This is a genomic window from Aliinostoc maniaoense (assembly GCF_058172895.1).
In genome coordinates this window covers 2,627,297-2,641,744 of sequence record NZ_CP187952.1, presented here as the reverse complement: position 1 = coordinate 2,641,744, position 14,448 = coordinate 2,627,297, and the positions used below count along the sequence as shown (strand labels likewise).

The following is a 14,448-nucleotide window of genomic DNA, read 5'->3' as shown; positions in this document are numbered from 1 at the left end:
AATTCTCATGTAATGAAATTTGGAGACTTAACCATGAGTACACCGATGAAGTTGCGTAAAGGCTTTAGTTTTGATGAAGCCATCCTCATGACCACACTGTCTAAGTATTCCTACGATGTTTTTCAGTATGATGATGGTAGTGTTGATGATGTAGAAATTAAGACAGTTTACAAAGCTCTTTATCGCAATCAAGGATGGGAGTTAGTTCACTGCATTCGTAACGACGACTCCAACGTTCGGGGGCTACTGCTCAAAAATACCCAAACACCAAATAGTCATCAGTACACAGTTGCCTTACGAGGTTCAGCTGGTATGGATGATGGTGCGGTTGACTTGAACAATGTAGCTTCTGATATCGATTGGAAACTAGTTGATTATGGTGCTTTGACTGTCCAACGGGCAAAAGTTGTACGTGGGTTTCATTTGGCCTTTGAGTCTGTTGCTGATGAACTTCAATTCTTCTTTAAGACTCTGCGCGGCGAGTTAAAACCCTCTGATTTTCGGCGACTGCATAACTTACCTCCCCTGCGAAAATTTGCTTGTCTGACGGCTTTGGCTGATGCAGGAGAAATCCGACTAGGAAAAGAGTTTGGGGAACAGGCTCAAGATTTAGTTCATCAAATCTTTATCGACGGTGAAATTGATGACGATGAAGAAATGGAAAAAGTTATGACCTTTTTGGAGGAGGAACTTTTATCCAAGCTGACATCGTTAAATGAAACTATAGAGGTCTGGACAACAGGCCACAGTTTAGGCGGTTCTTTGTGTCAATTGGCTGGTTTAGCTTTGCGACGCTGGTTTGGTTCTGCTTCATCCGGGGGATTGCAGATCAAAGTTTATGCTGTTGCCGCTTGTAAAATTGGTAATCAAGAATTTGTCGATTACTACAACGAGCAAATGGGAGCAGAACTAAGCTACCGCATCGAAAATACCTTGGATGCTATTCCCACTATCCCCATAGATCCTCCCTTCCCCATCTCTGCGATCGCACCGGAAGGATTACGGGTTGGCAATCTTTTCCTCGGCAAGTTTGCTAATGGTGGCGAGGCGATTACAGTTACCGGACTGGGAGGTCAAAGCGGATCTGTCTCCTTTGGCGGCTTGTTCAGTATCCCCTTTAGCGTTCCCTTTCCCCATAGCCCGGAAACTTATATTAAATTATTGGAGGATCAGAAACTATTCTGGCATCAGCTAGCTCGTCCCGTGAAGGATATTTTTAGTCCGTTTATGATTGACCTGCTCAATGAAGATAAAGAAAAAGATGCAAATTCCAGCAGTGTCAAGAATGATGAAGATATCACTATCGTCAAGTAAATAGAATTGTGTAAATAATTCCAGGTTTGTAGTAAGGATTTGAGAACTAAAATTCTTACTACGAACTAGAAAAAATTTAATTTATCCCCTATTTTGGGAATTATTACACTTCTAGAGTTGTTCAGAAAGCCCTAGGTAATGAGCCTTATGTCAAATAATCCGATTTCCATGCAATCTGTATTATCATTTGACGGCACAGATGATAATATGATCCTCCCTAAAGGGTTTCCTAGCATTAATCAGTCCATCACTATTGAATTTTGGGCAAAAACAGAAAACACTCTCAAACAAACAACTAGCATTTTTAATGCCTGTAATAGTCAAGGAAATCGTCTGGCAAATGTGCATTTACCTTGGGGTGGACAGATATATTGGGATGCTGGGGATGAAAATGGTAGTTATGATCGGATTAACAAAGTAGTTAAAAGCAAAGAATATAATACCTGGACGCATTGGGCTTTTATCAAAGATGTTACCGCCGGAAAGATGTTAATTTATCGCCAGGGAGAAGTTTGGCATCAAGGGGAAGAACAAAAGAAATCTTTAGCTGGAATTGAAAAATTTATTATTGGTGCTTTTGCTGAAGGTTATTACTATTGGAAAGGCTGTTTAGCGGAATTTCGGATTTGGAATATTGCTCGAACTCCAGAAGAAATTCAGCAAAATATGAATTGCCGTCTCACAGGAAATGAAGCTGGTTTAGTAGGTTATTATCCTTTAAATGGGGATAGTAATGATCAAACTACTAATGCTAATCATGGCATCATTAACGGTGCTATTTGGCAGGAAGAAGAAGTACCAATTCAATTAAATACCAATAGTAGTCAAATGTCCAAAAATATGGAATCGGTATTAACGTTTGATGGTAACGATGATTATGTAGAAATTCCTTATAACCAGTCACTTAATCCCGACTTTTTTACTGTTTCCTGCTGGGTAAAAGTTACCGGAGGAGAAGGAAAATTCCGCTCTGTGATTACCTCCCGTGATCATTTAAAAGGTTATCTTATCTACGCAGGAGATAATAATAAATGGCAAGCCTGGGTAGGTAATGGGAATGATTGGGAAGTTATTAATAATAATGTTCCTGTAGTTCTCAACACCTGGACTCACATAGCAAGTACTTTTGATGGCAAACAACTGAAACTTTATGTCGATGGTACAGAAGTTTCTAGCAAAAATGTAGCTTACGTACTTAATAAACAATGTCCTTTGCGAATTGCTGCTGGTACTACTGAAGGAAATCCGAACTATTTTTATTCTGGTCAAATTGTGGAAGTTAGTGTGTGGAATAAAGCCCTAACAGGGTCAGAAATTCAGACACACATGAATCAGCGTCTAACTGGAGAGGAGGATGGTTTAGTTCTTTATTTACCCTTGAATGAAGGTTCGGGTAATATCGTTAGTGACAAGACAGGTAAAGGCAATAACGGCACAATTAAGGGTGCAGTTTGGCAGGAAGAAGAAGTACCAATTCAAGCAGTAATCTCTAGTGAAGTGGAGAATAATATAATTACAGGTGGTAATACTCCTACCAAATATAACATTGCAGATTCAGCTACTAATTTTTACTTAGTAGATACAAACAATCCAATCAATGATAATGGTGAATTAACAGAGTGGGAAATTTGGGCAGAAAATACCCTACCTGTACAATTAATGATCTATAGAAAAGAGGCAGATAGCTGGTCAGTTGTTGGGAATAGTCAACTTGAAACCCCTGTGATTGGTTTAAATAAATTTTCTATCTCTGCGCCTATTAAAGTTAACAAAGGTGACTTTATAGGGATGTATTATCCCCAAGCAGGATGTGTGAGTTTCTTTAAAGAACAAAGTGCGGCTTGGGCAATTGGTAACTTGAGTGGAACTGTATTATTTACAGGTTCAGGTGCAAACTCTACAGCGTTTACAAACTCCACAAATCGGACTTATTCATTAACAGTTAAAGGAAATGCTCAAGTAGGAACTGAAACATCTATACCTGAAAATGAACAACCCAATGAATCAGAAGCAACTACTGAATCGATAGTTACTCCTGAAAATGAACAACCCAATGAATCAGAACTAAATACTGAATCGATAGTTACTCCTGAAAATGAACAACCCAATGAATCAGAACTAAATACTGAATCGATAGTTACTCCTGAAAGTCAACCAGCTAGTGAATCAGAAGCAACTACTGAATCGATAGTGACTCCTGAAAATCAACAAGATAAAGCTAGAAAAGCAGTACAAATTCCTCAAACAAAATTGAAGTTTCGCAAGGGGTTTAGTTTTGATGAAGCGATCTTGATGACAACTTTTTCTAAATATGCCTTTGATTTTTTTGAGTATGACGATGACAGTATTGATGATTTAGATTTAAGGGAAATTTACAAGGCTATTTATAAAAATCAGGGATGGCAATTAGTTCACACGATCCGTAATGATAACACTAACATTCGGGGACTAATTCTCAAAACTACAGAATCGCCAGATGCCCATCAGTATGTGGTTTCCTTACGAGGCACATCATTTGGTTATACAGATAGTGTCGTCAACTTGGATAATATAATTTCTGATCTTGATTGGAAACTGGTTGATTATGGGCCTTTGTCTATCCAATTTGCCAAAATTGTACAAGGAATTAATCTGGCTTTTGAGTCAGTGGCTGATGAAATTCAATATTTCTTCAAGACATTGCGAGGTGAATTAAAACCGTCAGATTTCCGGCGGCTGCATCAGTTAACTCCCATAAGAAAATTTGCCTGTATTAATGCTTTGGCTGGTGCAGGAGGAGTCAGACTAGGAGTGGAGTTTGCTCAAAAAGCTGAAGATTTAATTGAGAAAGTGATTACTGATGGTGAAGTTGATGATGATGAAGAACTGGAGCAGATTTTACAATTTTTAGAGGAGCAGCTTTTATCGGAGTTATCACCGTTAACTGAATCGATACAGGTGTGGGTAACTGGTTTTAGTTTGGGTGCAGCCTTGAGCCAAGTTGTGGGTTTAGCCTTGCGGCGTTGGTTTGGTGCTGCTTCATCTGGGGGATTGCAGATTAAAGTTTATGCGATCGCATCACCGAAAATTGGTAATCAACAATTTATCGATTTCTACAACCAGCAAATCGGAGAAGAACTCAGTTACCGCATCGAAAATGTTTTGGATGTAGTTCCTACATATCCTTATGATCCTCCTTTCCCGGTTTCTGCGATCGCTCCTGAAGGATTCAAATTAGGCAATCTTTTCCTGGGTAAGTATGGTAATGGCGGCGAACCTATTACAGTTGTGGGAGTCGGTGGTCAAAGCGCGTCTTTCACTATTCCCGGACTCTTCTCAATCCCATTTACAATTCCCTTTCCCCACAGTCCCCAAACTTATCTGGAATTATTGAAGGAGCAGAAACGATTTTGGGAGCAGTTGACTCGTCCCGTTAAGGATATTGTCAGTCCATTTCTGCTGGAACTGTTGCGTGAGGAACAGAGAAGAACAATAAATCCTAAGTAGGAGTTACACAACTGGCATATTTTTGATGTAGATGTAGGGTGCGTGACGCTGCCAAAGTATTTAAACGTAGTCATGAGACTTATAGCGTCACGCACCAACCATTGATTGTAAGTCCTGGTAAGAAATTAGTAACTTCAATATTTGTCAAAATATTAACAGTTTGAATACTGTTAACGAACAAAAACAAGGGTTCATCTGTCGCTAGTTAAAAGATTATATCTTAATGATGAATTGCCTTATTTGTTACCTTATACTATTTAACAAATATGAATTATATACATAAATATGCAAGATACTTCAGTACCATTACCAAATGATTTTACCGCTATAGCCAACTATAGCCAGCAACCGAGAAAAGTTTGGACACGTCGGTTTAGTATTTTAATTTCGTCTTTATCCTTCGCTATTTTCCTGGGATGGGACTGGCTAACCAGACGGTTACAACGTAATCAGCAGCTACGAGCCAAAATGTTAGTCCAGAAGCTGATTAAGTTAGGGCCAACATTCATCAAATTAGGACAAGTCCTTTCTTGTCGTCCTGATATTATCCCACCTGTGTATGTAGACGAACTAGGCAATCTGCAAGACAAATTGCCCCCCTTTCCTAATGAGCAAGCTTATAAAGTCATAGAAGAAGAACTGGGATCTTCCTATGACGAAATCTATGCTGAACTCAATCCCCAACCTGTAGCGGCTGCTTCTTTAGGACAAGTTTACAAGGGCAAACTTCACACAGGTGAAATCGTTGCTGTCAAGGTACAACGTCCCGGAATCATCGAAACTCTGCGTCTAGATATCTATTTATTGCAGCAATTAGCAGCTTGGGTACAAAAAAATGTTCCCTTCATTCACACCAACATCAGAGCTTTAACTGATGAACTTGCCAGTACGATCTTTAAAGAGATGGACTATGTGCAAGAAGCTGCCAACGCTCAGAAATTTGCCAAACTTTACGGGAATTTGCCTCATATTCTTGTACCACGTATCCACAAACTTTACACCACCAGCCGAGTCCTCACAATGGAGTGGGTTAATGGTGCAAAAATCACCTCCAATGAGGTGAGTCAAGGACAAGGAGGATTAAAGCCTAATGATGTTATTGCTTTAGAATTTAAATTTTCTTTACAACAACTCCTCAAAGGTGGCTTTTTCCATGCCGATCCTCACCCTGGGAATATATTAGTTACCCCAGACGGGAAATTAGCTTATCTGGACTTTGGCATGATGAGCGAAGTTGAACCAAAGACGCGAGATTTGTTAATTGTCTTCTTTTTACATCTAATCGCTGGTGACTTTCCAGCCCTTGCCCAAGACTTGGTTTCATTGGGATTTCTTCCTCCAGACACTGATTTAGTTCCATTAATTCCCAAACTGGAGAAAATGTTTGCCAATATTCGTGAGACGAGTATCGCTGAATTTGGCTTCAAGCAAATTTTTGAGAAGTTATTAGGTTTAGTTTACGAATATTCTTGGCAAATTCCTAAATTCTACGTCTTGGTTTTTCGCTGCTTTGCAACTATAGAAGGAATCGCTCTGAAATTTAATCCTGATTTTCAGGCTTACAAAGTTGGTTATCCCTATATTGCACAATGGGTATTAACGAATAAATCACCAATATTATGGGAGGCTTTGAAAAATTTCTGCTTAAGTAACAAGACTATCCAATGGGAGCTAGTCTCAGATTTACTAGATAATATTTATCAAAGTGAGGATTTCAACCCCTATTTGACATCAGAACGAATGTTAGAGTTCCTCTATTCTCCTCAAGGAAAGCCATTACGTTCTGTTCTAGTTAATGAAGTTGTAACTAATCTAGAATCTATGTCAAAAAACAGTTTACAAGAGATGATGAGTTGGAGTCTTGCAATCATCACTCCTTTACCTTCCACGATGAGATTAATGAAAGTTCTCGATGTTATCCAGCAGTTTATCAGTAAATTTTCACAGGTTAACCATCTAAACTTTCTTTCCATCCAAGAGTTATCTCAACTGTATTTACGTCCAGAACTCAAGCGTTTAGTAAAGGAAATATTTAATCAATTAGGAAGGCGAATATTAGTAGGCTTCAGCCAAATATAAGAGAGTATTTGACCAACCTAACAAATTGTAATTAAACCATTTCCATTTCTAAATTATGGGTGTTTAAAAAATCATGGGTAAAATGATCTACAACATTTGTATCAGCCAATTCTAGATTATAAAAATCTACAAACTCATGATCAAAATATGGCCCGGCGTGCCAAGTTCCCTCATTTAATTTAATAAAACAACTTCCTGGAATGCGGAAAGCAGAAATTTCTGATAATACTGGTTCATTCAATTCATTATGAGGAGGACAAACAGCAATTAACCAGTCTTTACCCTCTAAAGAACCTAAACATTGAGTGCATTGCACATGACGAGTGATTTTATGAAACTTTCTGCCTCGTCTGTGCAATCGCATAATATAAAAACGTGGCGTACCATTTTCTAAATTTAGTTGAGCATCTTCAGCATCAAATGCTTTACCGTCACTGCTGGGAAAAATTACTTGTCCATAACGTTGAAAGTTCTCGGGTGTAATCCATTGTGCTGTTAATTGTTGTACTGTTTTGGATGTATTCATAAGATTTTTAGTTTGAGGTAGGAGACAAGGTAGACAAGGTAGACGAGGGAAAGAGTAATTTTTTAGAAGTTAGCACTAGCTAAAAATTGCCCTTTTTTAATCACAGTTAGCATTTATAGCACTTTTGAAGTAACTGAGCTAGTATTTGATTTCTGAAAAAATCTAAGTATGTGTGGTAACGCACCACAGCCCTTGGTGCTAGGTGTTGTACTCTCGCTGCTAACACACCCTACTGGCATGGCAAGGCTAAAATGTTGCATTAAAAATCATAATTCTCAGGTAAGTATGATAAAGCTCAATTTTAATCGCCGTCAATTTGTCTTGTATAGTTCAGCTACCATTGCTAGCAGTCTGTTGTTAAAGGCTTGCAGCCAGTCAACAACAACCCCAAAAGCAAATAGTGGCACAGGAGGCTTTAAAATAGCGATCGCACTTCCTGGAGTCATCACTGATAAAGCTTGGAATCAGTCTGGCTATGAAGGGGTAAATCTCGCTAAACAAAAGTTGGGTGCGGAAATTGCATATGTGGAACAAGTCGCCCAAGCAGATCAAACCGAAGCTTTATCAGATTTTGCTCGTAAAGGTTATAATTTGATATTCGCCCACGGTGGACAATTTGATGCTGCTATTGAACAAATCGCCGCTCAATTTCCTAATACTTTTTTTGTCGGTGTGAATGGTAATCTCAAAGGTGAAAATATCGCATCCTTGCGAATAGATCATTTACAAGGTAGTTATCTCTGCGGTGCTATTGGCGCAGCTATGACTAAATCTAATAAGTTAGCCTACATCGCTGGACAGGAATTTCCTGCTACTCAAGAAGAATTAAGAGGTTTTGAATTAGGTGCAAAATCTATTAAACCTAATATTCAAATTACTTCTACATTTACAGGGGATTGGAATGATGTAGCGAAAGCGAAAGAAGCAACACTAGCTTTAATTTCTACTGGTAATGATGTGATTTATCAATGGTTAGATAGTGCTTCCCCGGCAGTTTTACAAGCCGCTAGTGATAAAGGCGTTTATGCTTTTGGTAACACAAAAGATCAGTTAGATGTTGCACCAAAAGCAGTGTTAACTAGTGCCGTGAAAAGATTAGATATTGCCATAGCTTATTTAGCAGAATTAGCACAACAAAAACAAATTCAAGGACAAGTATATAAAATCGGATTAGAAAGACCGGATATTTTGTCTTTGGGTAAATTTGGCGCAGTTGTGCCGACAAGGGTTCAGCAAGATTCACTAACAGTTAAACAAGCAATTATTGATAAGAAAATTTATTTTGAAGATTGTCAAGAAGCCAGTAAAAATACACGTTGTGTGAAACAAAAAACCTAGTCTTATACAAATTCGTAATTTGTACCTTTTTAGAGACGCGAGAAATCGCGTCTTCAAATATTAATTTTCTTCAGGAACTTTCATGGAAAATTGATAGAAAAGTTCCTGCATAAACCCAAACTAAAAATCATCATAACAAGATAGATAATTGTAATTTACCCAACCTTCCAAGCCATTCACAGCAAAGTTTGGCCCTTCTAAAACACGCACATAAACCCAATGTCCTTGACCCTTTCTCAGCCATTTAACAGTATTACCATTATTCAGACCGGCTCTTGACTTCCCATTAGGAGAATAGCGCAGAGCTAGCTGACCTGTTCTAATATTAACTACATCACAAAAAACTTGCGGAGATTGATTAACCTGGCTGATTTCACCACAAGATAGATATTGAGCATTTACCCAACCTTTCAAACCATTTATTCTACTATTTGGGCCATTAAGTACACGCACATACGCCCAAGGTACACTACCCGTTTTCAGAACAGCTAAAGTATTGCCATTATTCAACCCTGCTCTTGATGCTCCATTGGGAGAAAACCGCAAAGCTAATTGACCTGATTGAATGTTGACTACACTACAAATTTGTTGTTGCGCTATCAGGTTTTTTTGTACTCTATTGTTAGAGTTGATTGACATTGAGCTATTCGCTAACACAGTATGCGGAAAATTTAACACAATTGCAGAAAGCGAAATTAAGGAAATAGCAGAAATAAATTTGTGAAAATATTTCATTGTATTATTGTAGTTTCAAATTGTCTATTAAGCTGCATAATTTAAGTAGCTTAATACACATTGTTTTCTCAAATCTAGCCTTTTTATATTTGCTTGAAAACAATAATTATACGGATAAGTAGAACGACTTGAAAAAATCAAACTATGTAAAGTAATGTAAAAAAATTGCATTTAGTTCGTAGTAAGGACTTTAGTCCTTTAGTCCTCTCACAAACCTTTAATTATTTACACTGTTCTAGCTTGAAAAAGGGGTGTAGGGGTGTAATGGAAAGACTTTTTGATGTGTTTTGGTGTACCCAGTTCATGACGGCTAGTTAATTCTGTTTAGGCACTGCGAAAAAATAAATTATTCATTTTCTGGACACCAAAGCCTTAAGTTTTGCCGATTGTCAGGGAGTATGTGGACTGTGAAATTTTAGCCACTTGCTTGGGAGCTTTAATTTCAGTAAATAATTGAATCGCTTTGATACAATTTATTTCATTTTTGTCAAAAAATGATATCTTGTCATAAGTTAAACTTAATTGGAAATATGCTTCGGCTAGGTCACATTTAGCACCAATTTTTTCTAACAGTTCGATAGCTTCTTGATGATGAGTTAGGGCTAATTGATAATCTTGGTGTTGGCGATAAATTTCGGCTAAACTATTCAAAGTTTTGGCTTTTACTTGCATATAATGACTGGCTTCGGCAAAGGTCAATGCTTGCTCAAACATTTCTGTAGCTCTGGTAAAATCACCCAGATTAATATATGTTTGACCTAGGATTTGCATGAAATAAGCTAATCTGCCAGTTTTCACAAGTTTTTCGTTGGTAATATTTTGATAAGCTACATCTGCCAACGCCTGGGAAGAATCATATAAACCTAAATAGGAATTGACTAAAGCTAAACAAACAGAAGCTTTTTCTGCCCAGCGATGATGGTCGGTATTTTGTGCTAGGTAAATTACTTGTTGGAATAATTGTGCAGCTTCTTCTAATTCCCATAAATCTATTTTATAAAGACCGATGCTTAAAAGTGAATCTACTTCTAACATTCTGAGATAGTAGACTTGATGTTTATTTTCTGGTTGAGGAACAAGGGATTTGAGGGCTTGAGTTGCTAAATTAATGGTTTTTTCTTGGCAGGCGATCGCCTGACTTATTTTCCCTGTAATCCAATATAAATCACCTAAAATATTGTATAATTCAATAATACTTTGGTCAGGCTCAATATTGTTGACTACTTGATTAATCGCCGTCAAGATAGGCTGAATCAAACCCATCCGATACAGCGTACTACCGAGAGGTAAAAACTGTTGCCATTGATTATTTCGACTTTTGAGAATAACTTTACCTGCTAACTCAAAGGCGTTAATTTCTATGTAATGATAATATGCTTCTAGAGCTTGCAAAGCATCTTTAAAGGTGGCTATCTGGGTGACGCTATCTGTCCAAAATTCGGCGGCTTTGTGGTTGGTAATTTCCCATTCATCACTAATGCGTAAACGCGCGATCGCCTCGGCTCGAATTACCGGATGTAGCCAATATTCCCCCTGTTCGCACTCAATTAAAGAACGATTTCTTAGAGAGGCGATGATTTGAAGATGTTCAGTTTTTGGAACATCCCAAAGTAAACAACATAGTCCCGACGATGGGATTTTGGGTATGTCTTGATAACGGTAACATCCCAAACGACAAAGCAGGCGATAAGCTTGGGAATCGAGATTTTGCAGGCGATTGATTTGACTTACGGCTAAATTTTTTAAGTCGGTGGCTGCTAAAGGATCAGCGTGATTTTCTTGCCAATATAAAGCTAAATCACCGCCAAAATCTTCTTGAATTGCACCGCAGAGAATACCCATTGCTTTAGCATTACCGCCATAGGTACGATGTATTTGTTGCAAGGTGGGTGAGTCGATAGTTAACCCACGATGACTAAAAAACTGTTGCCATGCACTCACATCTAAACTTGGCAGCCGATAATGATGTATATTTAACCCAGATTCACACAAGCGATCGCGGCTAGTAATCAGAGTCACAGATTGCACCCGCACATCAGCCAAAACCCGCAACAACTCTACATAACTGCGGTGAGGAGAAATCAAGCGTCCTTGTTGATCTAATGCAGGTTCAAGATTATCAATTAACACCCCAATGCGTCTATTATGCAGTTGGCGTTTGAGTCGTCCCAATGTTACCCCAAACTCTACCCCTGGTTCTTCCCCAAAATCTTGCTTCAACCATTCCTCCACCACCCGTTCCACCGAAGTGATATTTTGGGCTTCCTTTGCCATTAATAATTCTAAAACCAAGTCAAAACCCTGAGTTTGCAGATATTGCTGCGCGAGAGTCGTTTTACCTAACCCTCCCTCACCCTGGATAACAATTACTTTCGCGCCTTGATTTACCAAAGTATTCAGGTGAGCGATCGCGTCTTGTCGTCCAATAAAATTAGTATCTTCTCGTGTTGGAATAGTTTGTAAACCTAACTGACTTTTCACGTCATGTGGAAAAGTCAACGCCAAACCTAACCCCCCAGCCCCCTTCCCTACCAGGGAAGGGGGAGCAATCAAAGCCTCTCTCCTTGCAGGGGAGAGGTTTGGAGAGGGGTTTTCCAGATCCCGTGAAAAGTCAGGTAAACCTAACCCCCCTAACCCCCCTTCCCTGCAAGGGAATGGGGGAAAATTACTCCCCTCGCCTTGTAGGAGAGGGGTTGGGGGAGAGGTTAAATCAAAAGCATTGGAGATAGCAGTAGTTTTTCTCAGAACTCGTTCCAAAGTAGCGCGACAATTACTTTTAGTAATCTTTTGTCGCAACACCTGAGAAAGCAACTTCCATAAATGTGAGCCAACATCCTTAACGTGTCCTTCCGTACAGCCGTAAGCATGGGCAATATCTAAATACTTTCTACCCAACCAAACCTGCTGAAGAATCACTTTTTGCAAATCGCTCAACCGTTCCCCGGTGTGAGTAGGAATTATCGTTTCTAACCATGCTAATGCTGCTTCAGCGTTCATTCCGTGACAAGGCTAGTGAGAGTTGACAACCATAGATTAATCTACAGTCTCCTTACCCCAACTTTCGGATAAGATTCTATGAATCCGACTTTTTCCCCGACTTTGACAACTACATCATATAAAACTGCCGACTTCAGCCGACTGACAAACCAAAGTGCGATCGCTTAGGCTATTGGGCGTAGAGATAAAAGTATAAAAAACATGGTGAATACTACCAGCCCACTTATAGAAGATTTAGCAGGTCAAACCCATACCAGTCCTAACTACTGGCAAAGACAACATCGTTTACGCTCCCTAATTGATCACTACGTATCGAGCGAAAAATTACACGAACGCCTACAAGATTTACCTACACAATTTACCAACCCCCAACCCCGTCCCTGGAAACCCATTGATTGGCAAACCATCAACCGCAATCAAATTATTGGTATAGAACCAGAAATCTTTTTATCCGTCTTGATAGGTGCAATGGATACAGAAGCACCCATTCGCGGTTACACCCAAACCAGCCGCCAATATTTAGAAAAACTACATCCCCAGATGGCGCGCTTTGTTGGTGGAACAGTCAACGAAGATGGCGAACTCCAAGAAATCGGCCTATGGGAAAAAGAAGAACGCCAACACACACCCGCCCTAATGAAGATTTACACCCAACTCACCGGCGAAAAAATCACCCCCAAACAGCGCATAGTTAGAGGCTACCTCCCCACAGACAACCCCCACGAAGACCTATATCGCCACGGCTTACACCGAGTAGCCACAGAATACGGTGCAACCTGCCTTTACCTATGGCTAATGGCACACACCACCGGCACACTTCAACACGTACTAGAAGAAATCACCAAAGACGAAATCAACCACATGACCAAATTTTGGGGCTTTGGAGTTTGGCTATACCCCGACACCGGACTCATCCGCATCACCAAAACCCTCATCAAAACCCGTTCCCAAACCTATCAACGCAACAACCTCATCCGCACCCTGCGCCGCATGATGAACACCCTCAACTGGAACACCTGGACACCCACCAACAAAACCACCCTAATATTCACCTTCACCCACACCATGCACCACCTCTGGAAATGGCACAACACCCTTACCCCCCAATACCTACAAAACCTCCTCGAATAACCTTCCGCGCCCTTCTTTGCGCCTTTGCGCCTTTGCGCGAGCTTTCCACCCACCCATTCACCAAGCCCAAAACCATGATATTACCCCCAGACCTAGACCCCCAAAAAATCCCCCAACACATAGCCATCATCATGGACGGCAACGGCAGATGGGCAACCAGCCGAGGACTACCCCGCATAGCCGGACACCGCCAAGGAGCAAAAACCCTCAAACAACTCCTACGCTGCTGCAAAGACTGGGGAATCAAAGCCCTCACCGCCTACGCCTTCTCCACCGAAAACTGGCAACGTCCCATAGAAGAAGTAGACTTCCTGATGCACCTATTTGAGCGACTACTGCGCCGAGAACTAGCCCAAATGCACCAAGAAGGCGTAAGAATTTCCTTCATTGGCGACTTATCAGCCTTACCCTCATCTCTGCAAACAGAAATAGAACATTCCATGACAGAGACACAAAATAATCAAGCAATTCACTTTACAATTGCCGTCAACTACGGCAGCCGTAGCGAAATTACTAGAGCCTGTCGCCAAGTAGCGGAACTAGTAGAACAAGGCAAAATCAACGCAGCCGCAGTTAATGAAAACCTCATAGAACAACATCTCTATACAACAGATACCCCCGCCCCAGATTTACTAATTCGCACCAGTGGAGAGATGCGATTAAGTAACTTTCTGTTGTGGCAAATGGCCTATACAGAAATGTATTTTACCGATATTTTTTGGCCTGATTTTGATCAAGAAGCATTACATCAAGCCTTATTAAATTATCAAAAACGCGATCGCCGTTTCGGTCAAGTCAAACCTCTACTCTCAGCCTAACCCTGAGTAAAATCAATTACTTAA

9 protein-coding genes are annotated in these 14,448 nt (G+C 39.9%); 6 read left to right on the top strand and 3 right to left on the bottom strand.

Going from position 1 to position 14,448, the window contains the following annotated elements:
- The first annotated feature begins 12 nt into the window (after positions 1 to 12).
- The 3 genes from ACPZ3T_RS11720 to ACPZ3T_RS11710 all read left to right on the top strand — a co-directional run bounded on the left by ACPZ3T_RS11720 (position 13) and on the right by ACPZ3T_RS11710 (position 6,879).
- Positions 13 to 1,314 (top strand): lipase family protein, encoded by a 1,302-nt coding sequence (locus ACPZ3T_RS11720; protein WP_490276413.1) that lies wholly within the window; start codon positions 13 to 15, stop codon positions 1,312 to 1,314.
- A gap of 147 nt (positions 1,315 to 1,461) precedes the next feature.
- Positions 1,462 to 4,800 carry a LamG-like jellyroll fold domain-containing protein gene (locus ACPZ3T_RS11715; protein WP_490276411.1) on the top strand — a complete coding sequence of 1,113 codons (3,339 nt, stop codon included), beginning with the start codon at positions 1,462 to 1,464 and terminating at the stop codon, positions 4,798 to 4,800.
- Between the two features lie 285 nt (positions 4,801 to 5,085).
- On the top strand, positions 5,086 to 6,879 hold the full coding sequence (locus ACPZ3T_RS11710) for an ABC1 kinase family protein (RefSeq protein ID WP_490276409.1): 1,794 nt from the start codon (positions 5,086 to 5,088) through the stop codon (positions 6,877 to 6,879).
- 31 nt (positions 6,880 to 6,910) lie between these two features.
- On the opposite strand, the gene ACPZ3T_RS11705 is transcribed toward ACPZ3T_RS11710, so the two are convergent.
- Positions 6,911 to 7,405 (bottom strand): ureidoglycolate lyase, encoded by a 495-nt coding sequence (locus tag ACPZ3T_RS11705; RefSeq protein ID WP_490276407.1) that lies wholly within the window; start codon positions 7,403 to 7,405, stop codon positions 6,911 to 6,913.
- Between the two features lie 288 nt (positions 7,406 to 7,693).
- Here ACPZ3T_RS11705 and ACPZ3T_RS11700 point away from each other — a divergent pair, with 288 nt between their 5' ends.
- A complete protein-coding gene (locus tag ACPZ3T_RS11700; protein ID WP_490277202.1) occupies positions 7,694 to 8,743 on the top strand; it encodes a BMP family protein in 1,050 nt (349 codons plus the stop codon).
- Positions 8,744 to 8,863: 120 nt separating this feature from the next.
- On the opposite strand, the gene ACPZ3T_RS11695 is transcribed toward ACPZ3T_RS11700, so the two are convergent.
- On the bottom strand, positions 8,864 to 9,382 hold the full coding sequence (locus ACPZ3T_RS11695; protein WP_490276405.1) for an SH3 domain-containing protein: 519 nt from the start codon (positions 9,380 to 9,382) through the stop codon (positions 8,864 to 8,866).
- Between the two features lie 468 nt (positions 9,383 to 9,850).
- Positions 9,851 to 12,475, bottom strand: coding sequence for a tetratricopeptide repeat protein (locus ACPZ3T_RS11690; RefSeq protein ID WP_490276403.1), 2,625 nt, complete (start codon positions 12,473 to 12,475; stop codon positions 9,851 to 9,853).
- A gap of 201 nt (positions 12,476 to 12,676) precedes the next feature.
- On the opposite strand from ACPZ3T_RS11690, the gene ACPZ3T_RS11685 reads away from it, so the two are divergent.
- Positions 12,677 to 13,606 carry a ferritin-like domain-containing protein gene (locus ACPZ3T_RS11685; RefSeq protein ID WP_490276401.1) on the top strand — a complete coding sequence of 310 codons (930 nt, stop codon included), beginning with the start codon at positions 12,677 to 12,679 and terminating at the stop codon, positions 13,604 to 13,606.
- 74 nt (positions 13,607 to 13,680) lie between these two features.
- On the top strand, positions 13,681 to 14,424 hold the full coding sequence (gene uppS / locus ACPZ3T_RS11680; RefSeq protein WP_490276399.1) for an undecaprenyl pyrophosphate synthase: 744 nt from the start codon (positions 13,681 to 13,683) through the stop codon (positions 14,422 to 14,424).
- Positions 14,425 to 14,448: the final 24 nt, after the last annotated feature.